This window comes from Thermomonospora umbrina (assembly GCF_003386555.1).
GTDB classification, from domain to species: Bacteria; Actinomycetota; Actinomycetes; order Streptosporangiales; family Streptosporangiaceae; genus Thermomonospora; species Thermomonospora umbrina.
In genome coordinates this window covers 13,973-38,338 of the sequence record NZ_QTTT01000001.1, presented here as the reverse complement: position 1 = coordinate 38,338, position 24,366 = coordinate 13,973, and the positions used below count along the sequence as shown (strand labels likewise).

Here is a 24,366-nt window from a genome sequence, read left to right as displayed (position 1 = left end):
CTGCCGCGCCGTCGCGGCGGATCGGGCCGCTCACGTGCCGAGTGCGGCGCCAAGGGGTGACCGGCGTCACACCCGTTGCACCACAATTTCCCGACCAGGAGCCGAACACAAGGGGGCTTGACCGGAAACAACCGACTTATGGTGGATTGTTCGGCGGGTCGCGCCGCCCGGGACGGGGTCCCCGGTCCGTCCGGCCGTCCGGTCCCTCGATCCGTGTGCCACTACGATGGGGCGCCCCGCGGTATTCGTGCCCGGAGCCCCTTGACACCAGCAGATGATCGGACGATCGATGCTCAACAAACTGCGGCCCGCGCTGGGGCGTGTCCTGACGCCGATCGGCCGGGCCGTTGCGCGCACCGGAGTCTCGCCCAACACCATCACCGTGATCGGCACGGTCGGCGTCGTGGCGGGCGCGCTCGGCCTGTTCCCGCAGGGCGAGTTCTTCTGGGGCACCGTGGTGATCACGGCGTTCGTGCTGTTCGACATGCTCGACGGGGCGGTGGCCCGGGTCACCGGCAAGATCAGCCGATGGGGTGCCTTCCTGGACTCCACCATGGACCGGGTCGCCGACGCCGCGATCTTCGCCGGACTGACGGTGGGCCTGATCGACGACGACCAGCGCCCGCTGTCGTTCGTCGCGCTGTACTGCCTGGTCGCCGGCGTGGTGGTGTCCTACGCCAAGGCCCGCGCCGAGGGGCTCGGATACACCTGCGACGTCGGCATCGCCGAACGCTCCGAACGGCTCATCATCGCCCTGGTCGCCGCCGGGCTCGACGGGCTCGGGGTGCCGTACGTGCTCGCCGCCGCGCTGTGGGTGCTCGCCGCGCTCAGCACGGTCACGGTCGGGCAGCGCTTCGCGGTGGTCCGCCGCCAGGCCCTGGCCGAGGCGAAGCCGTCGCGCGTCCCGGAGCCGCGCCCATGAACGTGCCCTCCGCCGGCGACCTCAGGGACGAGGCCATGGACGCGGCCTACGCGCTGGGCTGGACGGTCGTCCGCAAGATGCCCGAACGGGCGGCGCGGCTGCTGTTCACCGGGCTGGCCGACCGCACGTGGCAGCGTCGCGGAAAGGGAGTGGCGCGACTGGAGCGGAACCTGTGCCGCGTCCTCGGCAAGGACGCCGTCGACGACGAGGTCCGCGTCCTGAGCAAACGGGTGATGCGCTCCTACATGCGCTACTGGCTGGAGGTCTTCCGGCTGCCCGAGCTGAGCCGCGAGCGCATCCTGTCCGGCATGAACATCAGTGGCGAGCGGGCGCTGTTCGACACCCTCGACTCCGGACGCGGCGCCATCGTCGCCCTGCCGCACATGGGCAACTACGAACAGGCCGGCGCCTGGGTCGCGCACCAGGGTTACCGCTTCACCACCGTGGCCGAACGGCTACGTCCCGAATCCCTCTTCGACCGGTTCGTAGCCTTTCGTGAGAGCCTGGGGATGGAGGTGCTGGCCCTCGGCGACGGGACCGGCGCCACCGTGTTCGGCACCCTCGCCAGGCGGCTGCGCGCGGGCGGGCTGGTGTGCCTGGTCGCCGACCGTGACCTGACCGCGAGCGGGGTCGAGGTGGACTTCTTCGGCGGCCCGGCCCGGATGCCCGGCGGGCCCGCGGCCCTGGCGGTGCAGACGGGCGCGGCCCTGTTCCCCGTCACGCTCTGGTTCGACGGCCCCGGCTGGGGCGCCCGTGTGCACGACGAGATCGCCGTCCCGGACGTGCCCGACCGCAAGGACAGGATCCGCGCGATGACGCAGGAACTCGCCCTGGTCTTCCAGCAGGGCATCGCCGAGCACCCCGAGGACTGGCACATGCTGCAACGCGTCTGGGTGGAGGACCTGTCGTGAAGGTCGGCATCGTCTGCCCCTACACCTGGGACGTCCCCGGCGGGGTCAAACAGCACATCCAGGACCTGGCGGAGGCCCTGATCGCCGCCGGGCACCACGTCTCGGTGCTCACCCCGGCCGACGACGACGCCCCGCTGCCCCCTTACGTGGTGGGCGCGGGCCGCGCGATCCCCGTGCCCTACAACGGGTCGGTGGCGCGGCTGGCCTTCGGGTTCCTGTCGGCGGGCCGGGTGCGGCGCTGGATCCGGGAGGGCGGCTTCGACGTGCTCCACGTCCACGAGCCGGCCGCCCCGTCGTTGGGCATCCTGGCCTGCTGGGCCGCCGACGGCCCCATCGTGGGCACCTTCCACGCCTCCTACCAGCGGTCCCGGATGGTGGCGGTGACCGCGCCCATCCTGCAGAGCGCCCTGGAGAAGATCACCGGCCGGATCGCGGTCTCGGAGGCCGCCCGCAACACCCTGGTGGAGCACCTGGGCGGCGACGCGGTGCTGATCCCCAACGGGGTGGCCACCGAGAAGTACGCCATGGCCGACCCGCTGCCCGGGTGGCCCGGACGCGGCGACGGCGCCGAGCCGCGCCCCGGCGGCGGCACGCTGGGCTTTCTGGGCCGGATGGACGAGCCCCGCAAGGGCCTGCAGGTGCTGCTGCGGGCCTTCGAGATCCTCGGCCGCGAACGCCCCGGCCTGCGGCTGCTGGTCGCGGGCCCGGGCGACGCCGACGACGTGCTCGGCAGGGTCTCCCCGGAGCTGCGCGACCGGGTGTCGCTGCTCGGCCTGGTCAGCGAGGAGGACAAGATCCGCGCCTACCACTCGGTGGACGTCTTCGTGGCCCCCAACCTCGGCGGGGAGAGCTTCGGCATCGTGCTCGCCGAGGCCATGTCCGCGGGCGCCCCCATCCTGGCCAGCGACATCGACGCGTTCCAGCGGGTGCTGCTGGACGGCCGCGCCGGGGCGCTGTTCCCGGTCGGCGACCACGAGGCGCTCGCCGCGTCCGCCGCCGAGCTGCTGGACGACCCGGCCCGCCGCAAGCTGCTGTCGGCCGAGGCCCGCGCCGCGGTGCGGCGGTACGACTGGTCCACCGTCGCCCGCGACGTGCTGCGGGTGTACGAGACGGTCGCCGTGGACGGCGGCCTCGTCGTCGAGTCCGGGGTCACCGCCGGATGAGTCCCGACCGGGTGCTGGACCTGCTGTTCTGGGTCGCCGTCATCTCCCTCGTGGCGGTGTACGTGTCCTGGCGGGCCACCCGCCTCGACCGGCTGCACGTGCGGGTGGAGACCGCCCGTGCCGCCCTCGACGCCGCCCTGGTCCGGCGGGCCGCGGTGGCCCTGGAGCTGGCGGCCTCCCGGCTGCTGGACCCGGCCACCAGCCTCGTGTTGGCCACCGCCGCGCACGAGGCCCGCACCGCGGACGTCGACGGCCGCGAGTTCGCCGAGAGCGATCTGTCCCGCGCCCTGCGGGCGGTGGTGGACCAGCCGGACTTCCGGGAGACGCTGGCCTCCCGGGGCGACGGCACGGCGCTGCTGGACGAGTTGGACGCCGCCGCGCAGAAGGTGTCCTTCGCCCGCCGGTTCTACAACGACGCCGTGTCGGCGACCCGCATCGCGCGCCGCAAGCTGTTGGTGCGGGCGATCCCCTTGGCCGGGCGGGCCCCGGTCCCCGACTTCTTCGAGATCGACGACGGTCCGCCCAGATTCTGACACCTTTCCCCTTGCGGGAGGAGTCCGGCGTTTCGGTTACGCTCGGGCCCGTTCACGCAAAGGACGGGGAAAGGTTTGGATGTGCGATCTGCGACGCGTCGGACGGTGGCCGCACTCGGGGTGTGCGTGCTGGGGGCCGGTCTGACCGCCTGCTCGGACGACGATCCGGAGCCGTCGGGCCCGGCCGCCTCACCGTCCGCCACATCCGCCGCACCGGCGTACCACCCGTTCAACGGGGGGAGCAGGGGCCTGGACAACCCGGTGCTGGCCGTCAAGATCGAGAACACCCGCCCCGCGCTGCCGCAGTCGGGGGTGCGCTCGGCCGACATCGTCTACGTCGAGCAGGTCGAGGGCGGCGAGACCCGGCTGATGGCGATCTACTCCTCCAAGCTGCCCCGGCGGCTGGGCCCGGTGCGCAGCGCCCGCGTCTCCGACCTGCACATCCTCAAGCAGTACGGCAAGCCCGCGTTCGCCTTCTCCGGGGTGAACCCCGAGTTCAAGCCGGAGATCCGGCGGGCCCCCGTCTTCGAGGTCTCCCAGGAGACGGGCGGCTCCGCCTACTCCCGCTGGGGCCCCAAGCCCATCCCGTACAACCTCTACGCCTCCCCGAAGGCGCTGCTCAAGCGGGCGCCCAAGGCCGACAGGCCACGGGACATCGGCTTCCGGTTCGGCCCGGCACCGGCGGGCGGCAAGCCCACCAAGGGCTTCACCGCCCACTGGCCCTCGGCGACCATGGGCTTCACCTGGTCGGCCAAGGAGAAGCGCTGGCTGTCGACGCACGGGGGCCGCACCAACACCGCCGCCGAGGGCGGCGTGATCGGCGGCGAGACGGTCGTCATCCAGTACGCCAAGACCACCCGCTCCCGCTATCGCGACGTCCTCGGCGCGTACACGCCCGTCGTGCACACCGTCGGCAGCGGCCGGGCCCTCGTGCTCCGCGACGGCATGTCGTACGACGCCCGGTGGTCGCGGCCCGTCGCGGGCAAGGGCACCACGTTCACCACCGCGGACGGCAGGCCGATGCCCTTCGCCGCCGGCCAGGTGTGGGTGGTGCTGGTCAACGACGGCAAGCCCTTCATCCCGTGACGGGCGCCCGTCACGGGGCTTACACACTGGCGCGTCCCCCGAAAGGCGCCTGACACTGTGGCGGGTCGTTGCCCGGGTCCGGCAGGCCATACCATGGAAACGTCACAGTCTTCCGTTTCGTGAGGTAATCCGTGTCCACTGCCAGTCCCGCCCCCGTCGACTCCACCGGGCAGCCCGCCCCGTCCGCCCCCGCGACCGGGACCGCGAGGGTCAAGCGCGGCATGGCCGAGATGCTCAAGGGCGGCGTGATCATGGACGTGGTCACGCCCGAGCAGGCGAAGATCGCCGAGGACGCCGGGGCGGTCGCCGTGATGGCCCTGGAGCGGGTGCCCGCCGACATCCGCGTCGAGGGCGGCGTCTCCCGGATGAGCGACCCCGACATGATCGACGGCATCATCGAGGCGGTCTCCATCCCGGTGATGGCCAAGGCCCGCATCGGCCACTTCGTCGAGGCCCAGGTGCTGCAGTCGCTCGGGGTGGACTACATCGACGAGTCCGAGGTGCTCACCCCGGCCGACTACGCCAACCACATCGACAAGTGGGCGTTCACCGTGCCGTTCGTGTGCGGGGCCACCAACCTGGGCGAGGCGCTGCGCCGCATCACCGAGGGCGCCGCCATGATCCGCTCCAAGGGCGAGGCGGGCACCGGCGACGTCTCCAACGCCACCACCCACATGCGTCAGTTGCGCGGCGAGATCAAGCGGCTGTCCTCGCTGCCGACCGACGAGCTGTTCGTGGCGGCCAAGGAGCTGCAGGCCCCCTACGAGCTGGTCAGGGAGGTCGCCGAGACCGGCAAGCTGCCCGTCGTGCTGTTCACCGCGGGCGGCATCGCCACCCCGGCCGACGCCGCCATGATGATGCAGCTCGGCGCGGAGGGCGTGTTCGTCGGGTCCGGCATCTTCAAGTCCGGCAACCCCGCGCAGCGCGCCGAGGCCATCGTCAAGGCCACCACCTTCTTCGACGACCCCGACGTCATCGCCAAGGTGTCGCGCGGCCTCGGCGAGGCGATGGTCGGCATCAACGTCGGCACCCTGCCCGACCAGGAGCGGCTGGCCACCCGCGGCTGGTGACCCCGGGAGGGCCGACCCTGGCGGGCGACCGGTCCACCGGCCGGTCCGCCGCTCGCCGCCCCCGGGCGCGCGGGCTACGCTGGTCGGCGTCCGCCGGGAGCGCCGAGGAGCGCCCCACGGGCGGGGCGGACGCGTGGAGGGGAGACAATGGCCTGGTCGGTTGCGCTCGCATGCGCCAGCGCGGGGCGTCCCGCGGAGGTGTTCCGGCCGGGGCTGCACTCCGACGCGGCCGCCGCCGCGCAGGTGGCGCACAGGCTCTACCCGGCCTCGCGGCTGCTGGAGACCCGCGACACGATGTTGGACTTCGCCCTGTGGCCGTACGAGGACGAGGTCTTCGTCGGCGCCTACGACCGGGCGCTGCTGGTGTGCGACCGGCGGCTGTTCGGCCTCGACGAGGACGCCCGGCGGATCGCCGACAGCGTCGGCACCGCCCTCCCCGGCGGTCAGGGCGGCGTGCTGGTCCTGCACAGCGTGGTGTCGGGCTGCTGGTTCCGCCGGTACGAACGCGGCGAGCTGGTGCGCGACGTGTTCGTCACCGCCGAGGACGGCGTCGTGGTCGACCAGGGCGAGCGGCTCGACGCCGAGCAGCCGTACTGGAAGGCGATCGACGAGGGCGGCGACGACGTCCCCCTCCCGTTCGACCCGGAGGCGTTCGGCCTGCGGCTCGCCCAGGAGTACATGTTCGGCCGGGGCATCGCCGACCGCGGCGAGGACGGCTTTCTGCCCCTGGAGCTGCCGCTCCGCCGCTTCAAGCTCGCCTGACCCCTCTTCGAGAACGTCCCAGAGATCCCCACCGGAGGCCCGTTCGTGACCCGTGTCCCGCCCACCATCGGCGTCCTCGCCCTCCAGGGCGACGTGCGCGAGCACGCCCGTGCGCTGGAGGCCGCCGGAGCCGCGGTCACGGCCGTGCGCCGGCCCCATGAGCTGGAACGGGTGGACGGCCTGGTGATCCCCGGCGGGGAGTCCACCACGATGTGGCGGCTGGCCCGCACCTTCGAGATGCTCGACCCGCTCCGCAAGCGGGTGGAGGCCGGGATGCCCGCCTACGGGTCCTGCGCCGGCATGATCATGCTGGCCGACCGGATCCGGGACGGGGTCCGGGACCAGGAGACCGTCGGCGGGTTGGACATGACGGTCCGCCGCAACGCCTTCGGCCGCCAGGTGGACTCGTTCGAGGCCGACGTGCCGCTGCCCGCCATGGACGACCCGGACGTCCCGTTCCGGGCGATCTTCATCCGGGCGCCGTGGGTGGAGGCCGTCGGCGGCGGGGTGGAGATCCTCGGACGCGTCGACGGGGGCGAGGCGACGGGTAGGATCGTCGCCGTCCGGCAAGGGCGCCTGATGGCGACCGCGTTCCATCCCGAGCTCACCGGGGACTTCCGCGTGCACCGGTACTTCGCCGATCTGGTGCGTCGGGCGATGGAGGAGGAGTAGACAGATGTCCGGCCATTCCAAATGGGCGACGACGAAGCACAAGAAGGCCGCGCTGGACGCCAAGCGCGGCAAGCTGTTCGCCAAGCTGATCAAGAACGTCGAGGTGGCGGCGCGGACCGGTGGCGGCGACCCGGACGCCAACCCGACCCTGTACGACGCCATCTACAAGGCGAAGAAGAACTCGGTCCCCAACGACAACATCGAGCGCGCCCGCAAGCGCGGGGCGGGCGAGGAGGCGGGCGGCGCCGACTGGCAGACGATCATGTACGAGGGGTACGCCCCCGGCGGCGTGGCCCTGCTGATCGAGTGCCTGACCGACAACCGCAACCGGGCCGCCTCGGAGGTCCGCACCGCCGTCACCCGCAACGGCGGCTCGATGGCCGAGCCCGGCTCGGTGTCGTACCTGTTCCACCGCAAGGGCGTCATCATCGTGCCCAAGAACGGCACCACCGAGGACGACCTGATGATGGCGGTGCTGGACGCCGGCGCCGACGAGGTCAACGACCTCGGCGAGAACTTCGAGGTCGTCAGCGAGGCCGGCGACCTGGTGCGGGTCCGCTCGGCCCTGCAGGAGGCGGGGATCGACTACGAGTCCGCCGACGCCAACTTCCTGCCGAGCGTCTCCGTCCCGCTGGACGAGGAGAACGCCCGCCGCGTCTTCCGCCTCATCGAGGCCCTCGAGGACAGCGACGACGTCCAGGAGGTCTTCGCGAACTTCGACGTGCCGGACGAGGTCCTCGAGACGATCGAGTAACGGTGTCCGGCCGTCCGTGACCGGTCGAGGACCGCGGCGATGTGGCCGACGAGATCATTGCGGCGTTGGACCGGCCGGGTGCGCGGGCGAGGATCGCAACGACTGACGCGACCGACACGCGCGCGGGGGATGTGGGAGGAATCCACATCCCCCGCTACCGTTGGGACCCGAACACTTGAGCGAAAGGGTGGGCCGTTGCGCGTGCTGGGCGTCGATCCCGGGCTCACCCGATGCGGCGTCGGGATCGTGGACGGCGCCCCCGGCACCCCCCTGCGCCTGGTCCACGTGTCGGTGGTGCGCACGAGCCCCGACGACGACATCGCCACCCGACTGCTGGGCGTCGAGGCCGGCATCGAGGCCGTCATGGAGGAGTACGCCCCCGACGCCGTCGCCGTCGAGCGGGTGTTCGCCCAGCACAACGTGCGCACCGTGATGGGCACCGCGCAGGCGGGGGCGGTGGCGATCGTGGCCGCCGCCCGGCGCGGGCTGCCGGTCGCCCTGCACACCCCCAGCGAGGCCAAGGCCGCCGTCACCGGGAACGGCCGCGCCGACAAGGCCCAGGTGACCATGATGGTGACCCGGCTGCTGCGCCTCGACGTCGCCCCGCGCCCCGCCGACGCCGCCGACGCCCTCGCGCTGGCCATCTGCCACGTGTGGCGCGGCGGCGCGCAGGCCCGCCTGGACGCCGCCGCCCGACGCGCCGTACGACCGACCACCCCGCGACAGACAGGGAGCAGGCCGTGATCGCCTTCGTCAGCGGGCGGGTGACCGCCGCGGGCCCGGACGGGGCCGTCGTGGACGTCGGGGGGGTGGGCCTGTCCGTGCAGTGCACCCCCGCCACCCTGGCCGGGCTGCGGGTCGGCGATCAGGCGCAGGTCCCCACCTCGCTGGTGGTGCGGGAGGACTCGCTGACCCTGTTCGGGTTCGCCGACGACGACGAGCGCGCGGTGTTCGAACTGCTGCAGACCGCCAGCGGCATCGGCCCCCGCCTCGCCCTGGCCATGCTCGCCGTGCACAGCCCCAACGCGCTGCGCCGGGCCGTGGCCGCCGAGGACCTCACCGCGCTGACCAAGGTCCCCGGCATCGGCAGGAAGGGCGCCCAGCGCATCGTGCTGGAGTTGAAGGACCGGCTCGGCCACCCCACCGGCGACGACCCGGCCGATCTGCGCGTCACCGGCGCCGCCGCCGCGCCCTGGCGGGCCCAGGTCCAGATGGGCCTGATCAACCTCGGCTGGTCGGCCAGGGACGCCGACACGGCCGTGGACGCTGTCGCCGCCGACCTCGACGGCCGAGAGGTGCCGCCGGTGGCGACCCTGCTCAAGGCCGCCCTCAAGAAGTTGAGCCGGCCATGAGCGATGACCGCCTGGTGTCGTCGTCCGTCGACGAGGACGGTGACGAGCAGGTCATCGAGGCGGCGCTGCGGCCCAAGAAGCTCGACGACTTCATCGGCCAGCACCGGGTGCGCGAGCAGTTGTCGCTGGTGCTGCACAGCGCCGTGCGTCGCGGTCGTCCGCCGGACCACGTGCTGTTGTCCGGCGGCCCCGGGCTGGGCAAGACCACCCTCGCCATGATCATCGCCGCCGAGCTGGGCCGCCCCCTGCGGATCTCCAGCGGCCCGGCGATCGAGCGCGCCGGGGACCTGGCGGCGGTGCTGTCCACCCTCTCGGAGGGGGAGGTGCTGTTCCTGGACGAGATCCACCGGATGGCCCGCCCCGCCGAGGAGATGCTCTACATGGCGATGGAGGACTTCCGGGTCGACGTCGTGGTCGGCAAGGGCCCCGGCGCCACCGCCATCCCGCTGGACATCGCGCCGTTCACGCTGGTGGGCGCCACCACCCGGGCGGGCATGCTGCCGGGCCCGCTGCGCGACAGGTTCGGGTTCGTGGCGCACATGGACTTCTACGAGCCCGCCGAGCTGGAGGTCATCGTCCACCGCTCGGCGCGGCTGTTGAACGTTCGGATCGAGGACGGCGGGGCCACCGAGGTCGCCGGGCGCTCCCGCGGCACCCCCCGGATCGCCAACCGGCTGCTGCGGCGGGTCCGCGACTTCGCCGAGGTCCGCGCCGACGGCGTCGTCACCCGGGAACTGGCCCGGGCGGCGCTGACGCTGTACGAGGTCGACGAACGCGGCCTCGACCGGCTCGACCGCGCGGTCCTGGGGTCGCTGATGCGCAAGTTCGGCGGCGGGCCCGTGGGTCTGTCGACGCTGGCGGTGTCGGTGGGGGAGGAGCCGGAGACGGTGGAGGTGGTGGCCGAGCCGTTCCTGGTGCGGCAGGGGCTGCTGGCGCGCACGCCGCGAGGGCGGATCGCCACTCCGGCCGCCTGGCGTCACATGGGCCTCACGCCTCCGCCCGCCGCGCCGATGGCCGACACCCTTTTCGCCGTCGAGGACGAGCCCGGGTAACCGTTCGGGAACGTCCGGGCCCGTCGCCCGTCGTGTCGTTGCCGGTGATTCGCGTAATCTCTAAACTCCGGGACTTGGTCGCCGTCCCCAGCCGGCGGTCCCGTGAACGTCATTCCGGCGATGGCTGGGGGAACCCACATTGGAAGGATGCCCTTCGATGGGCGACAGCATGACCTACGCGACGTATCTGGCCGAGGGCTCCGGTGGCAGCGGCGCCTTCAATCTGATCCTGCTGCTGGCCATTCCGGTGGTCTTCTACCTTCTGCTGATCCGGCCGCAGAGCAAGCGCCGGCGCGAGCAACTGCAGATGCAGAGCTCGATCGAGCCGGGCGCGCGCGTCCTGACGACCAGCGGCATGTACGCCGAGGTGGTCTCGGTCGACGACGACGGCATCGTGCTGGAGATCGCACCCGGCGTGGAGGCCCGCTTCGTCAAGCAGGCCGTCATGAACGTCGTCGACGCCAAGGGCGCCGAGGCGGCCGACCTCGACGGGGACGACGAGGACGACGACGCCTCCGAGTCCCGCGAGACCGAGGGTGTCGACCTGGCCAAGGACGAGGACGCCGACGGCGACGCCAAGCAGAAGGCCGACAAGCACTCGGCCTGACCGGCCGCGAACGGGAGAGACCTGCATCCGTGGCTTCGCCGAGCACATCCCCCCGGCCCGGCCGGACCATCCTGCTCCTCTTCGCCGTCTTGGCGGTGCTGACCGGGGTGATGTTCCTCCAGGAGCAGCCCACCCCGAAGCTCGCCCTGGACCTGGCCGGCGGCACCACGGTGACGCTGACGGCGGTCACCGAGAGCGGTGCGAACCCGCCCGGCGCCCAGATGCAGCAGGCGGTCACCATCATCCGGGACCGGGTGAACGGCCTGGGCGTCTCCGAGGCGGAGGTCTCCCGGCAGGGGGACAACCACATCGTGGTGCAGGTCCCCGGCACGGAGGACCAGCGGCGGATCGTCGACCTGATCGGCACCACCGCCCAGCTCCAGTTCCGCCAGGTGTACGCGCTCGGCGTGAGCACCCCGCGGCAGGCTCCGACGCCGGGGTCGCCTCCGACCCCGACCTCGTCGAGGTCGCCCGCAGGCGGCCCGTCGCCCACGCCGAGCGCGACCGCCCGGCCCAGGGCGCTGTCCGCGGCGCTGGCCGCGCCGTCGCCCTCGCCGTCCGGATCCGGGGGCTCCGGTGCCCCGTCGCCGTCCCCGTCGACGTCGATCCCGCCCGACCCGCGGCAGCAGTGGGGCGGCCAGGACTTCTCCGGCATCGAGGACCCGGCCGTGATCGCGCAGTTCCAGAGCCTGGACTGCACCAGGACCGACCGGAAGGCGCCCGGCGCCGACGACCCGCGCCGCAGGTGGGTCGCGGCCTGCGACCAGGACGGCGCCGGCAAGTACATCCTCGGCCCGGTGCGGGTGGAGGGCCGCGAGGTCTCCTCGGCCACCGCGGTCCCGCCCAACGTCCAGGAGGGGCAGACGAGCTGGTCGGTCCAGTTGGACTTCAAGTCCCGGGGCGGCCGTGAGTTCGGGCGGCTCACCGCGGATGCGTACCGGCAGTACCAGGTCAGCCCGTCCAGCCCGCGCCGGCAGATCGCCATCGTGCTGGACGGCCAGGTCGTGTCGGCCCCCGAGATCACCCGGGGGGCCATCCAGGGCGGCACCGCGAGCATCGACGGCCCGCCCGACAGCTTCAACCAGACCTACGCCACCGACCTGGCCAACGTGCTCAAGTACGGGGCGCTGCCGCTGAAGTTCGAGAAGAGCTCCATCGAGACGGTCTCCTCCACGCTCGGCTCCGACCAGTTGGAGAAGGGCCTGCAGGCCGGCGCGCTCGGCCTGGTCCTGGTGGTGGCCTACTCGCTGCTGTACTACCGGGGCCTGGGGCTGGTGTCGGTGGCCGGCCTCGCGGTCGCCGCGGCCATCACCTACCTGTCGGTGGTGCTGCTCGGGAGCGAGGGCACCCTGGGCTTCCGGCTGTCGCTCGCGCACGTCATCGGTCTGATCGTGTCCATCGGCATCGCCGCCGACTCGTTCATCGTCTACTTCGAGCGGCTGCGCGACGAACTCCGGGAGGGGCGGCAGTTGCGGCCCGCCGTGGAGTCCGCCTGGAAGCGGGCGCGCCGCACCATCCTGGTCGCCGACGCGGTGATGTTCATCGGCGCCGCCGTGCTGTACCTCCTGGCGGTCGGCGGCGTGAAGGGCTTCGCGTTCGCCATCGGGCTGACGACGTTGATCGACGTCCTGGTGGTGTTCCTGTTCACCAAGCCGATGGTGGCGGTGCTGGCCCGTCGGCCCTTCTTCGCCGAGGGTCACAAGTGGTCCGGGCTCGATCCCGAACGGCTCCGCAAGACCGGGCCGGCCCCGTCGCTGACCAAGGAGGCCTGATGTTCGCCGTGCGCGGGGCGCTCTCCAGGATCTACAAGGGCGAGGTCAGCGCGGACATCGTCGGCCGGCCGAAGCTGTGGTACTCGCTGTCGGCGGTGCTGCTGGCGGTGTCCATCGCCGGGCTGGTGATCCGGGGCCTGTCGTTCGGGGTCGAGTTCACCGGCGGCTCGGTGTTCACGTTCAAGGCCAAGGACGCCTCGATCGAGCAGGTCCGGACCACGGTCGCCGAGGCCGGGCCGCACCAGGTGATCGTGCAGGAGACCAGCAGCGGCTGGCGGGTCACCACCGAGACCCTGCCGTCGGGCGAGGTGACCGGGGTCCAGGAGGCCGTCGGCGAGGAGTTCGGGATCCCGGCCGCCCAGGTCAGCTCCCAGATCATCGGCTCCACCTGGGGCGACGAGATCACCAAGAAGGCCTGGCAGGCCCTCGCGGTCTTCATGCTGCTGATCGTGCTGTACCTGTCGTTCGCCTTCGACCGGCGGATGGCGCTGGCCGCCATGGTCGCGCTGGTGCACGACCTGGTGATCACCGCGGGCATCTACGCCTGGTCGGGCTTCGAGGTCACGCCCGCGACCCTGCTGGGCTTCCTGACCATCCTGGGCTATTCGCTGTACGACGCGGTCGTGGTCTTCGACATGATCAAGGAGGTCACCCGCGACCTCGGCGGCCCGGGAAGGCTCAAGACCTACAGCCAGGCCGCCAACGAGGCGCTGAACAGCACGCTGGTGCGGTCGCTGAACACCTCGCTGGTGGCGATCCTGCCGGTGGCCTCGATCCTGTTCGTCGGGACCTTCCTGCTGGGCGCCGGCGCGCTCAAGGACCTGTCGCTGTCACTGTTCGTCGGGATCCTCGTCGGGACCTATTCCTCGCTGTGCGTGGCCACCCCGATGCTCGTTCAGCTCAAGGAGCGCGAGCCCCGCTACCGGGAGATCAGGGAACGGCTGGAGGCCCGGGAGACCAGCGCCAAGCGGCAGGCGCGCAGGGGCGGCAAGGGTGCCAAGGCGCCCGCCGCCGACGGCGGGCGGGCCGCGGTCGGGCCCGCCGGGCAGGGCACCGACACCCTGGTCGAGGACGCGCCCGAGATCAAGGGGGCGGAGGCGCCCGCGCCGGAGCCCGCCCGTAAGGTCAAGGTCGTCCAGAACGGCGAGCGCCGTCAGCCGAAGCGCGGCACGCGGCAGCGCCGGCGAACGGGAAGGTGATCGATGATCGACCTCGGCAGACTCATCGCCGAGCGCATCCGCGACGTGCCCGACTACCCCAAGCCCGGCGTGATGTTCAAGGACATCACCCCGCTGCTGGCCGATCACGTCGCGTTCGCCGGGGTGGTCGACGCGATCGTCTCGTACCACGGGCGCGGCACCATCGACAAGATCGTCGGCATCGAGGCGCGGGGCTTCATCCTGGCCGCGCCGGTGGCATATCACTTCGGCGCCGGGTTCGTCCCGGTGCGCAAAAAGGGAAAGCTGCCCGCGCCCGCGCACGAGCGGACCTATGATCTGGAGTACGGCACCGAGACGATCGAGATGCACACCGATGCGCTGCGCCCCGGCGAGCGCGTGCTGATCGTCGACGACGTGCTCGCCACCGGGGGCACCGCCCGGGCCGCCGTCGAGCTGGTCCGGCGGGGCGGTGGCGAGGTGGTCGGGCTGTCGGTGCTGATGGAGCTGTCCTTCCTGCACGGGCGGGACAAGCTGGGGAATCTGGACGTGCACTCCCTGGTTACGGTCTAGTACCGGAAACCCGGCGGTTAGACTTGCCGGACCAGGGAAGGTGGCGATCCCGCCCCCAGGGCCGGCGACGACGCCGGGGCCGCGGTCCGTACGGGGATCACCGAACGGACCCGAACGACGCACAATCCGGCGTTGACGAGGAGGCTGGGTGCCAGGTGAGGTGGTCTCGACCGACGCGGTAGCGGAGACCCTGCAGGAGCCCCGTACCGCCAAGCCCGAGCGCGCGCGCCCACAGGAGCCGCCCGCCGCGAGGGACAGGCCGGGCGCGCCCCCCGGTGCCGCCCGGACCACCGACGCCGAGGATTCCCCGGCCGAGCCCGCCGCCGATCCGGCGACCACGACGAACCCGCCGGCCGCGCCGGCCCCCGAGGCCCCCGATGCTTCCCAGGCCGTTCCGCCCACGCCGCCGTCGGCGGCCACGATCCCACCATCGGCCGCCCGCGTCCGCCGCCGGCTCGCGAGGCTCGGCGCCCAGCGTGGTACCACCATGAACCCGGTACTCGAACCACTGATCAAGACCGTCCGCAACACGCATCCCAAGGCGGACCTGCGGCTCATCGAGCGTGCCTACGACGTCGCGGCGCACTATCACCGCGACCAGAAGCGCAAGAGCGGCGATCCGTACATCACCCATCCGCTCGCCGTGACGACCATCCTCGCCGAGCTCGGGATGAACACCGAGACGCTGTGCGCCGCGCTGCTGCACGACACCGTCGAGGACACCCCGTACACCCTGGACGAGCTGCGCGACGACTTCGGCGAGGAGATCGCCGCGCTGGTCGACGGCGTGACCAAGCTCGACAAGGTCAAGTACGGCGACGCCGCCGAGGCCGAGACGGTCCGCAAGATGGTCGTGGCGATGGCCCGCGACATCCGGGTGCTGGTGATCAAGCTCGCCGACCGGCTGCACAACATGCGGACCCTGCGCTACATGCCCCGGCACAAGCAGGAGAAGAAGGCCCGCGAGACGCTGGAGGTCTTCGCCCCGCTGGCGCACCGGCTCGGCATGAACACGCTGAAGTGGGAGCTGGAGGACCTGTCGTTCGCGACGCTCTTCCCCAAGCGGTTCGACGAGATCGCGCGGCTGGTGTCCGAGCGCGCCCCGCGGCGCGACATCTATCTCCAGGAAGTGATCGAGAACGTCTCCGCCGACCTGCGCGAGGCGAAGATCAAGGCCAGCGTCACCGGCCGCCCCAAGCACTACTACTCGATCTACCAGAAGATGATCGCCCGGGACGTGGGCTTCGACGACATCTACGACCTGGTGGGCATCCGGGTGCTGGTGGACTCGGTCCGCGACTGCTACGCCGCCCTCGGCTCGATCCACGCGCGATGGAACCCGGTCCCCGGCCGGTTCAAGGACTACATCGCGATGCCCAAGTTCAACATGTACCAGTCGCTGCACACCACCGTGATCGGCCCCGAGGGAAAGCCGGTGGAGCTGCAGATCCGCACCTGGGGCATGCACCGGCGGGCCGAGTACGGCGTCGCGGCCCACTGGAAGTACAAGGAGGAGACGGTCGCCGGCCGCAAGGCCGCCGACATGCAGTGGCTGCGCCAGCTCCTCGACTGGCAGAAGGAGACCGCCGACCCGGCCGAGTTCCTGGAGTCGCTGCGCTTCGACCTGTCGGTGTCGGAGGTGTTCGTCTTCACCCCCAAGGGCGACGTGATCGCCCTGCCGCAGGGCGCCACCCCGGTCGACTTCGCGTACGCCATCCACACCGAGGTCGGCCACCGATGTATCGGCGCCCGCGTCAACGGCCGCCTCGTCCCGCTGGAGTCGGCCCTCGACAACGGCGACGCGGTGGAGGTCTTCACCTCCAAGTCCCCGGACGCCGGGCCCAGCCGCGACTGGCTGAACTTCGTCAAGAGCGCCCGCGCCCGCAACAAGATCAAGCACTGGTTCACCAAGGAACGACGCGACACCGCGATCGAGGCGGGCAAGGATTCCATCGCCCGCGCGATGCGCAAGCAGAACATGCCGCTGCAGCGGATGATGTCCGGCGAGGCGCTGCTCGCGCTGGCCCGCGACATGCGGTACGCCGACGTGTCGGCGCTGTACGCGGCCGTGGGGGAGGGGCAGCTCTCCGCCCAGTCGGTCGTGCAGAAGCTCGTGGAGGCCCTCGGCGGCGTGGAGAGCGCCGAGGAGGACATGGCCGAGGTCGCCCTCCCCACCAAGCGCAAGGGCCGCACCCGCCCCGCCGGCGACCCGGGCGTGGTCGTGGCCGGCGACCCGGACGTGTGGGTCCGACTGTCGCTCTGCTGCACCCCGGTGCCCGGCGACGACATCGTGGGCTTCGTGACCCGCGGCCACGGCGTCTCCGTCCACCGCGTCGACTGCGGCAACGTCGCCGACCTGCGCAACGAGCCCGACCGGCTGATCGACGTCAAGTGGTCGCCCAGCGAGGACTCGGTCTTCCTGGTCGCCATCCAGGTCGAGGCGCTGGACCGGCCCCGGCTGCTGTCGGACGTCACCCGGGTGCTGTCCGACCAGCACGTCAACATCCTGTCCGCCTCGGTCACCACCACCCGTGACCGGGTCGCGGTCAGCCGCTTCACCTTCGAGATGGGCGATCCCAAGCACCTGGGGCACGTGCTCAAGGCCGTGCGCTCCATCGATGGGGTGTACGACGTCTACCGCGTGACCAGCGGCGCCGCCCGGTGAGACTCGCCGCTGTCTGGGGCTGCTGGTTGGCGACCCGGATCGTCGGCCTGCTGATCATCCTCGACCGGTTCCCGTATCCCACCCGGGACGAGATCCTCGGAGATCCCGCGATCTACGAGGGCTGGAGCGCGATCCTGGCGGGCGGGGAGTTCCCCGAGGGCGACGTCCGGTGGCAGTATCCGCCGCTGGCCGCGCCGGTGATGCTGCTGCCGCGCTGGCTCGGCGGCACCTACACCACGACGTTCGCGTTGGTGGCGTTGGCCGCCGACCTGCTCATCATGGTGATGCTGACCCGGATGCGCGGCGGCTCCCGGGCCGGGGCGTGGACGTGGACGCTGGGCCTGGTGCTGCTGGGGCCGATGAGCTATGTGCGGTACGACCTGATGGTGACCCTGGCCGCCGTCGTGGCCCTGGCGCTGCTGGCGCGCCGCCGGGTGTTCGGGGTGCTGGCGGCCGTGGGCACGATGCTGAAGGCGTGGCCGCTCCTGCTGCTCCTGGCCCTGCCCCGCAACCGGCGGGGGCTGGAGGAGGTCGGGGCGTTCGCGGTCACGTGTGGAACGATCCTGGCGGTGTTCGCCGTGGGGATGGGCAGGGCCCCGTGGGGCTTCCTGGACGCCCAGACGTCACGGGGCCTGGAGTGCGAGGCCGTCGCCGCCACCCCGTTCATGATCGACCGCCTGTCCGGCTGGACGGGCGCGATCGTCTATCAGTACGGCTCGATGGAGCTGGTCGGGCCCGGGGTCGCCCGCGTCGCCGACCTGCTGCCGCTGCTGACCGTCCTGGCGCTGGGCCTGGTGGCGGTGTGGGCCTGGCGCGGTGCCGGCCGGGGGTGGAACGCGGCGTGGGGCTGCGACGTGGCGTTCGCCGCGGTGCTGGCCGCCGTCGCCACCAGCCGGGTGCTGTCGCCGCAGTACATGCTGTGGCTGCTGGGGCTGGGGGCCGTCTGCCTGGCGCATCGCGCCTCCCGGCAGCGGCCCGCCGTGCTGATGGTCCTGGTCGCCGCCGCGCTGAGCCAGTTCCTGTACCCGCTGAACTGGCAGGGGCTGATGGCCGCGGACACGCTGGAGACCTGGGTGCTGGCCGTGCGGAACGTCCTGGTCGTGGCGGCCACCGTGCTCGCCGTGGCCCGACTGCGCACCGGGCCCGCGACGGCTCCGGAGCCGCGACGGACGAGCCGCGACCCGGAGCCCGCGATGGGCTGAACGATCCCTAGGAGAACTCGGCGAGCGTGCGCTCGGCCTCTTCCAGCCAGGCGCGACGGGCGGTCAACGCCTCCTCGGCGTCCTTGACGTCCTTGTCGCGACCGGCGTCGCGTGCTTTGGCGAGGCGCTTCTCCAACTGCTCGATGGAGGAGCGGAGCTGGCCGACCGTGGCCTCGGCGCGGGCGCGGGCCTCCGGGTTGGTGCGGCGCCACTCGGCCTCCTCCGCCGAGCGGACGGTCTCCTCGATCTTGCGGAGACGGCCCTCGAGGCGGTCGCGGGAGTCGCGCGGCACCGGGCCGGCGGCCTCCCAGCGCTCCTGGACGGTCCGCAGCGCCTGCCGCGCCTGCCGGACGTCCTTGACCGGGAGGATGCGCTCGGCGTCGACGAGGATCTGCTCCTTGACCTCGGCGTTGCCGCGCAGCTCGTCGTCACGCTCGGCGAAGGCGGCGGCGCGGGCGGCGAAGAAGGTGTCCTGCGCGCCCTTGAAGCGCGTCCACAGGTCCTCCTCGACGTCCCGGCCGGCGCGGCCGGCGTTCTTCCAGCGGCGCATCAGGTCGCGGTAGGCCGCGGCCGTGTCGCCCCAGTCGGTGGAGCCGGAGATCGCCTCGGCCTCGGCGACGAGCCGTTCCTTCTCCACCCGGGCCTGCTCGCGCTGGTCCTCCAGGGAGGCGAAGTAGACCTTGCGGCGCTTGGTGAAGGCGTTGCGGGCCGACGACAGCCGCTTCCACAGCGCGGTCTCGGTCGGCCGGTCGATGCGCTCGGCGGCCTTCCACTCCTCGACCAGGAGCCGCAGCCGCTCGCCGCCGTTCTTCCAGTGCGTCTCCTCGGCGGCGATGCGCTCGGCCTCGGCGACGATCCGCTCCTTGGTCTCGCGGGCCTCGTGGCGGGCGTGCTCGCGCTGGACCCGCACCTCCTCGCGCCGCTTGCCGACCAGCTCGCCCAGGGCGTCCAGACGCGCGGCCAGCGCGTCCAGGTCGCCGACGGCGTGCGCCCCGGTCACCGCCTCGCGCAGCCGGGCGATGCCCTGGTCGGCCTGGGCGGGCGGGAGGTCCGTGGTGCGCACCCGCTGTTCGAGCAGCTCGATCTCGGTGACCAGCGCGTCGTACTTGCGCTTGAAGTAGGCGAGGGCCTCCTCCGGGGCACCGGCCTGCCAGGACCCGACGACGCGCTCGCCAGCGGCCGTCTTCACGTAGACCGTGCCGTCCTCGTCAACACGACCGTGGGGATCGGTGGCGCTGGACACCATTGCCTCCCATCATGGTCCGGCCTTCTCACCTCAAGGCCGGACCTTCCAAACCATAGCCGTACAGGCCGCTACTGCGCTGCCACGCCGGCGCCGGCCACCTTGTCGATGACGTCCATCCCCGATGTGATCTTCCCGAAGATCGTATAGTCGGCCGGCAACTGCGAGTCCTTGTAGACGATGAAGAACTGGCTGCCGTTGCTGTCGGGCTGGGTGCTGTGCGCCATCGCGAGAACGCCCCGGGTGTACTTGGCGCCCTTGGTGTTCTCGTTGGCGAAACGGTACCCCGGGCCCCCCATCCCGGTGCCGGTCGGGTCGCCGCACTGCAGCACCGCGAGGCCACCTGTGGTCAGCCGGTGGCACTTGGACTTCTCGAAGAACTTCTCCTTCGCCAGGTGCGCGAAGGAGTTGACGGTGCACGGGGCCTTGGCGGCGTCCAGCTCCACGCCCACGTTCCCGAGGGTGGTCTTGATCGTCGCCTTGACCTTGCCCGTGTGGGCGGCGGTCGCCGGCGGCTTGTCCAGGCCCTTGGGCGGATTCTGGTCGTCTTGTGAGTCGTGGTACTTGCACTCGGCGGTCCCGCCGTCGGCGTCGGTCTTGAGATCGACCTTCGTCAGCGAGATCGCCTGCTTGGGCGCCCCGTCCGTGGGCGGCGGCCCGGTCGGGGTGGGGTCGGCGTTGGTGCCGGCCTTGGCCCCGTCGTCGCCGCCCACCAGGGCCACGATCCCGGCGCCGCCGCCCGCGATCACCGCGACGGCCACCGCCGAGCCCACGACCCGGACGCGGCGCGCCTGCCTGGCCTCTGCCGCCCTGCGCGCCTGCTGGCGCTCATAGCGCTGCTTGGCCAGTTGCTTCTTGCGGTCTTTCCCGGCCACGCGTGCCCTCCTCGCGGTTCCCCGCCTTAGATCCGGAAAACGTGCTGCGCATGGTACCGGCCGCGGCGGGGTCGCCGCGTCCGCCCGGCGATCACTTCTCGCGCCGGGGGACGACACGGCGACCCGCCATCTCGTTCGCGATGGCCATGGCCGCGCCGGTACGCTCGAAACGCCGCTTGAGTTCCGATCGGCTCAATCGACTTCCGTACGAGAGGACGACCGTGCTCGTCGCCGGGTTCCCCGCCGGGTCCTTCGCCGCGAACTGTTATGTCGTGGCACCCGCCGCGGGGGAGGAATGCGTGATCATCGACCCTGGTCAGGATGCCTCGGCCGGGATCGACGAGATCCTGCGCGAGCACCGGCTCAAGCCGGTGGCCGTCATCGCCACCCACGGCCACATCGACCACATCTGGTCGGTGGCGCCGGTCTGCGGCGCCAAGGACGTCCCGGCCTACATCCACCCCGCCGACCGCGACCTGCTGACCGATCCGGCCAAGGGATTCGGCCTGGGCGGCGGGCGGCAGGCGTTCGGCGGGCTGGAGCTGAGCGAGCCCGACGACGTCCGCGAGCTGGCTGACGGCGCGGTGCTGGAGCTGGCCGGTCTGCGGCTGACCGTCGACCACGCCCCCGGCCATACCCCCGGGTCGGTGACGTTCCGGACGCCGGCGACCGCGGAGATCCCCGAGGTGATGTTCACCGGGGACCTGCTGTTCGCGGGCGCCATCGGCCGCACCGACCTGCCTGGCGGCTCGTACGAGGAGATCCTGGCCAGCCTGGCGCGCGTGTGCCTGCCGCTGGCCGACGAGACCGTCGTGCTGCCCGGCCACGGGGACCAGACCACCATCGGCCGCGAGCGCGCCACCAACCCCTTCCTGGCGGAGTTGGCGCCCTCGGACGGGCCCTCCAAGGGATTCTGATCAGACGACCATGAGTTCGAGCTTCCAGGCCCCCAAGGGGGTCAGCGAGTACGTTCCGCCGCGCGCGGAGCTGTTGTACGCCGTGCGCCGGGCGTTCGCCGAGCAGGCGAGGCTGGCCGGGTACGGCTACCTGGAGCTGGCGGTGTTCGAGGACACCCAGCTCTTCAAGCGCGGGGTGGGCGAGTCCACCGACGTGGTGAGCAAGGAGATGTACACCTTCTCCGACCGCGGCGGACGCTCCCTCACCCTGCGTCCGGAGTTCACCGCCGGCGTCCTGCGCGCCGTCCTGGAGCACGGCCTGCACAAGCAGGGCCTCCCGGTGAAGGTGTGGACCACCGGTCCGGCGTTCCGCGCCGAGCGCCCCCAGCAGGGCCGCTACCGGCAGTTCTACCAACTCGACCTGGAGGCCATCGGCAGCGAGGACCCCCAGATCGACGCCGAGACCATCGCCCTCGCGTGGAACTGGTACCGCGGCCTCGGCCTGACGCGGGTCCGGCTGCTGCTGAACTCGCTGGGCTGCCGCGAGTGCCGGCCCGCCTACCGGGCCCGGCTGCAGGAGTTCCTGCGCGGCCTCGACCTCGACGAGGACACCCGTGAGCGCGTGGAGATCAACCCGCTGCGGGTGCTGGACGACAAGCGGCCCGAGGTCAGGGCGCAGGTCGCCGACGCCCCGCTGATGGCCGACCACCTCTGCGCATCCTGCAAGGCCCACCACGACCGGGTCCGCGGGCTGCTGGCCGACCTGAGTATCGCGTGGGAGGACGAGCCCCGACTGGTGCGCGGCCTGGACTATTACACCCGCACCACCTACGAGTTCGACCACCCGCTGCTGGGCGCCCAGTCCGGCATCGGCGGCGGCGGACGCTACGACGGCCTCTCCGAGGACATCGGCGGCCCGCCCCTCCCCGGCATCGGCTTCGGACTCGGCCTCGACCGCACCCTGCTCGCCCTGGAGAAGGAGGGGGTCGCGTTCGGGACCCCGTCCCGCTGCCAGGTCTTCGGGGTGCCGCTCGGCGAGGTCGCCGAGCGACGGATCTTCGCACTGGTGGCGGAGCTGCGCGCGGCGGGGATCGCCGCCGACATGTCGTACGGGGGCAAGAGCCTCAAGGGGGCGATGAAGGCCGCCGACCGGTCCGGCGCGGCCTACGCCGTGATCCTCGGCGAGCGAGATATCGCCGCCGGGTCCGCGCAGGTGAAGGACCTGGCCGAGGGCGGCCAGAGCGCCGTCCCGCTCACCGACATCACCGCCACGTTGAAGGAGAGGCTCGTACGATGATCCGTTCGCACGGTGCGGGAACGCTCCGCCGGGAGCACGCCGGGGAGCGCGTGGTCCTCGCCGGCTGGGTGGCCCGCCGCCGCGACCACGGCGGGGTCACGTTCATCGACCTGCGGGACGCCACGGGCGTCGCGCAGGTCGTGTTCCGGGAAGAGGACACCGCGCACGACCTGCGGTCGGAGTTCTGCGTCAAGATCACCGGCGAGGTGCGGATCCGTCCCGCCGGCAACGAGAACCCCGAGCTGCCCACCGGAGACATCGAGGTGGCCGCCACCGAGATCGAGGTGCTGTCGGAGGCCGCGCCGCTGCCGTTCCCCATCGAGGGCGACGTCAACGTCAACGAGGAGGCGCGGCTCCGCTACCGCTACCTCGACATCCGCCGCGACGCGGTCGCCCGCGCCATGCGGATCCGCTCCCAGGCCTCGTACCTGGTCAACGACGTCATGCGCGAGCACGGCTTCGTCAACGTGGAGACCCCCACGCTGACCCGCTCCACCCCCGAGGGCGCCCGCGACTTCCTGGTGCCGGTGCGGCTGCAGCCCGGCCACTGGTACGCGCTGCCGCAGTCCCCGCAGTTGTTCAAGCAACTGCTGATGGTCTCGGGCCTGGAGCGCTACTACCAGATCGCCCGCTGCTACCGCGACGAGGACTTCCGCGCCGACCGGCAGCCGGAGTTCACCCAGATCGACGTGGAGATGTCGTTCGTCGACGCGGACGACGTCATCGCCGTCGGCGAGGAGCTGGTCGCGCGGCTGTGGAAGGAGATCGCCGGGTACGAGGTGCCCCGGCCGATCCCGCGGATGTCCTATGCCGACGCGCTGGGCCGCTACGGCTCCGACAAGCCCGACCTGCGGTTCGGCAACGAGCTGGTCGAGATGACCGCCTTCTTCTCCGCCACCCCGTTCCGGGTGTTCCAGGCGCCCTACGTGGGCGCGGTGGTGATGCCCGGGGGCGCCTCGCAGACCCGCAAGGAGCTGGACGCCTGGCAGGACTGGGCCAAGGCGCGCGGCGCGCGGGGCCTGGCGTACGTGCTCGTCCAGGAGGACGGCTCGCTGACCGGTCCGGTCGCCAAGAACATCACCGACGCCGAGCGGGCCGGGCTGGCCGAGGCGGCGGGCGCGAAGCCGGGCGACGCGGTGTTCTTCGCCGCCGGCCAGGCGCACGCCTCCCGTGAGCTGCTGGGCGCGGCCCGGCTGGAGATCGGCCGGCGTTGCGCGCTGATCGACGAGGACGCCTGGGCGTTCGTGTGGGTCGTGGACCCGCCGGTGTTCGAGCCCGCGCACGACGACGCCGGCGAGCAGGTCGGGTGGACGTCGGTGCACCACCCGTTCACCGCGCCGAAGGCCGAGTACGCCGCGGACTTCGCCGAGCACCCCGACGTGGCGCTGGCCGACGCCTACGACATCGTCTGCAACGGCATGGAGATCGGCGGCGGCTCGATCCGCATCCACCGCGCCGAGATGCAGCAGCAGGTCTTCGACGTGCTGGGGCTGTCCAAGGAGGACGCCGAGGGCAAGTTCGGCTTCCTGCTGGAGGCGTTCAAGTACGGCCCGCCCCCGCACGGCGGCATCGCGTTCGGGTGGGACCGCACCGTCATGCTGCTGGCCGGCGGCGACTCCATCCGCGACGTCATCGCCTTCCCCAAGGCGGCCTCCGGCTACGACCCGCTGACCGGCGCCCCCACCGGCATCACCGAGCAGCAGCGCAAGGAGGCCGGGATCGACGCCCGGCCGGAGCCCGCCGAGGCTCCCTGACCGGATCCGGTGCCCGGCCCTCCCGTGGCGGAGGGCCGGGGCCACCGG

Annotated in this window: 23 protein-coding genes; 21 read left to right on the top strand and 2 right to left on the bottom strand. The window is 72.1% G+C overall.

Annotated features, from left to right (window positions below):
- The first annotated feature begins 289 nt into the window (after window positions 1-289).
- The 18 genes from pgsA (at window position 290) to DFJ69_RS00110 (ending at window position 18,253) form a co-directional block, all read left to right on the top strand.
- Window positions 290-922, top strand: a complete 633-nt coding sequence (gene pgsA / locus DFJ69_RS00195; protein ID WP_116020601.1) for a phosphatidylinositol phosphate synthase — start codon at window positions 290-292, stop codon at window positions 920-922.
- Window positions 919-1,833, top strand: coding sequence for a phosphatidylinositol mannoside acyltransferase (locus tag DFJ69_RS00190; RefSeq protein ID WP_116020600.1), 915 nt, complete (start codon window positions 919-921; stop codon window positions 1,831-1,833). Before pgsA ends, DFJ69_RS00190 begins: the two co-directional genes overlap by 4 nt.
- Entirely contained in the window at window positions 1,830-2,996 is a 1,167-nt protein-coding gene (locus tag DFJ69_RS00185; protein ID WP_116020599.1) for a glycosyltransferase family 4 protein, read from the top strand. Before DFJ69_RS00190 ends, DFJ69_RS00185 begins: the two co-directional genes overlap by 4 nt.
- Window positions 2,993-3,529, top strand: a complete 537-nt coding sequence (locus tag DFJ69_RS00180) for a LemA family protein (RefSeq protein ID WP_116020598.1) — start codon at window positions 2,993-2,995, stop codon at window positions 3,527-3,529. The genes DFJ69_RS00185 and DFJ69_RS00180 overlap by 4 nt, the downstream gene beginning before the upstream one ends.
- An 81-nt stretch (window positions 3,530-3,610) precedes the next feature.
- Complete coding sequence (locus DFJ69_RS00175) at window positions 3,611-4,615, top strand: DUF3048 domain-containing protein (RefSeq protein ID WP_116020597.1); 1,005 nt, start codon at window positions 3,611-3,613, stop codon at window positions 4,613-4,615.
- 131 nt (window positions 4,616-4,746) lie between these two features.
- The gene (gene pdxS / locus DFJ69_RS00170) at window positions 4,747-5,685 is read left to right on the top strand and encodes a pyridoxal 5'-phosphate synthase lyase subunit PdxS (protein WP_116020596.1); all 939 of its coding nucleotides are present in this window, start codon (window positions 4,747-4,749) and stop codon (window positions 5,683-5,685) included.
- A 147-nt stretch (window positions 5,686-5,832) separates the two neighbouring features.
- Window positions 5,833-6,447, top strand: coding sequence for a DUF6928 family protein (locus DFJ69_RS00165; RefSeq protein ID WP_116020595.1), 615 nt, complete (start codon window positions 5,833-5,835; stop codon window positions 6,445-6,447).
- A gap of 45 nt (window positions 6,448-6,492) precedes the next feature.
- Window positions 6,493-7,119 carry a pyridoxal 5'-phosphate synthase glutaminase subunit PdxT gene (gene pdxT / locus DFJ69_RS00160; protein ID WP_116020594.1) on the top strand — a complete coding sequence of 209 codons (627 nt, stop codon included), beginning with the start codon at window positions 6,493-6,495 and terminating at the stop codon, window positions 7,117-7,119.
- Between the two features lie 4 nt (window positions 7,120-7,123).
- Entirely contained in the window at window positions 7,124-7,873 is a 750-nt protein-coding gene (locus DFJ69_RS00155) for a YebC/PmpR family DNA-binding transcriptional regulator (RefSeq protein WP_116020593.1), read from the top strand.
- Window positions 7,874-8,068: 195 nt separating this feature from the next.
- Complete coding sequence (gene ruvC, locus DFJ69_RS00150) at window positions 8,069-8,617, top strand: crossover junction endodeoxyribonuclease RuvC (RefSeq protein WP_116020592.1); 549 nt, start codon at window positions 8,069-8,071, stop codon at window positions 8,615-8,617.
- Window positions 8,614-9,225 carry a Holliday junction branch migration protein RuvA gene (gene ruvA, locus DFJ69_RS00145; RefSeq protein WP_116020591.1) on the top strand — a complete coding sequence of 204 codons (612 nt, stop codon included), beginning with the start codon at window positions 8,614-8,616 and terminating at the stop codon, window positions 9,223-9,225. Before ruvC ends, ruvA begins: the two co-directional genes overlap by 4 nt.
- Window positions 9,222-10,277, top strand: a complete 1,056-nt coding sequence (gene ruvB / locus DFJ69_RS00140; protein WP_116020590.1) for a Holliday junction branch migration DNA helicase RuvB — start codon at window positions 9,222-9,224, stop codon at window positions 10,275-10,277. The genes ruvA and ruvB overlap by 4 nt, the downstream gene beginning before the upstream one ends.
- 157 nt (window positions 10,278-10,434) lie before the next feature.
- Entirely contained in the window at window positions 10,435-10,884 is a 450-nt protein-coding gene (gene yajC, locus DFJ69_RS00135) for a preprotein translocase subunit YajC (RefSeq protein WP_116020589.1), read from the top strand.
- A 29-nt stretch (window positions 10,885-10,913) separates the two neighbouring features.
- Window positions 10,914-12,656, top strand: a complete 1,743-nt coding sequence (gene secD, locus DFJ69_RS00130; protein ID WP_116020588.1) for a protein translocase subunit SecD — start codon at window positions 10,914-10,916, stop codon at window positions 12,654-12,656.
- A complete protein-coding gene (gene secF / locus DFJ69_RS00125) occupies window positions 12,656-13,855 on the top strand; it encodes a protein translocase subunit SecF (RefSeq protein WP_116020587.1) in 1,200 nt (399 codons plus the stop codon). The genes secD and secF overlap by 1 nt, the downstream gene beginning before the upstream one ends.
- Before the next feature lie 3 nt (window positions 13,856-13,858).
- The gene (locus DFJ69_RS00120) at window positions 13,859-14,386 is read left to right on the top strand and encodes an adenine phosphoribosyltransferase (protein WP_211328444.1); all 528 of its coding nucleotides are present in this window, start codon (window positions 13,859-13,861) and stop codon (window positions 14,384-14,386) included.
- A gap of 487 nt (window positions 14,387-14,873) precedes the next feature.
- Window positions 14,874-17,051, top strand: coding sequence for a RelA/SpoT family protein (locus DFJ69_RS00115; RefSeq protein WP_170177911.1), 2,178 nt, complete (start codon window positions 14,874-14,876; stop codon window positions 17,049-17,051).
- The gene (locus DFJ69_RS00110) at window positions 17,048-18,253 is read left to right on the top strand and encodes a glycosyltransferase 87 family protein (protein ID WP_147312147.1); all 1,206 of its coding nucleotides are present in this window, start codon (window positions 17,048-17,050) and stop codon (window positions 18,251-18,253) included. Before DFJ69_RS00115 ends, DFJ69_RS00110 begins: the two co-directional genes overlap by 4 nt.
- A 7-nt stretch (window positions 18,254-18,260) precedes the next feature.
- Here DFJ69_RS00110 and DFJ69_RS00105 read toward each other — a convergent pair whose 3' ends face one another.
- Together DFJ69_RS00105 and DFJ69_RS00100 are read right to left on the bottom strand one after the other, a co-directional pair.
- A complete protein-coding gene (locus DFJ69_RS00105; RefSeq protein WP_116020584.1) occupies window positions 18,261-19,499 on the bottom strand; it encodes a DUF349 domain-containing protein in 1,239 nt (412 codons plus the stop codon).
- A 68-nt stretch (window positions 19,500-19,567) separates the two neighbouring features.
- Complete coding sequence (locus DFJ69_RS00100; RefSeq protein ID WP_116020583.1) at window positions 19,568-20,371, bottom strand: peptidylprolyl isomerase; 804 nt, start codon at window positions 20,369-20,371, stop codon at window positions 19,568-19,570.
- Window positions 20,372-20,592: 221 nt separating this feature from the next.
- On the opposite strand from DFJ69_RS00100, the gene DFJ69_RS00095 reads away from it, so the two are divergent.
- The 3 genes from DFJ69_RS00095 to aspS are packed head-to-tail and all read left to right on the top strand — an operon-like array spanning window position 20,593 to window position 24,318.
- On the top strand, window positions 20,593-21,288 hold the full coding sequence (locus tag DFJ69_RS00095; RefSeq protein ID WP_116020582.1) for an MBL fold metallo-hydrolase: 696 nt from the start codon (window positions 20,593-20,595) through the stop codon (window positions 21,286-21,288).
- A 10-nt stretch (window positions 21,289-21,298) separates the two neighbouring features.
- Window positions 21,299-22,564: a histidine--tRNA ligase gene (gene hisS / locus DFJ69_RS00090; RefSeq protein ID WP_116020581.1), complete on the top strand. Its 1,266-nt coding sequence runs from the start codon at window positions 21,299-21,301 to the stop codon at window positions 22,562-22,564.
- The gene (gene aspS, locus DFJ69_RS00085) at window positions 22,561-24,318 is read left to right on the top strand and encodes an aspartate--tRNA ligase (RefSeq protein WP_116020580.1); all 1,758 of its coding nucleotides are present in this window, start codon (window positions 22,561-22,563) and stop codon (window positions 24,316-24,318) included. The genes hisS and aspS overlap by 4 nt, the downstream gene beginning before the upstream one ends.
- Window positions 24,319-24,366: the final 48 nt, after the last annotated feature.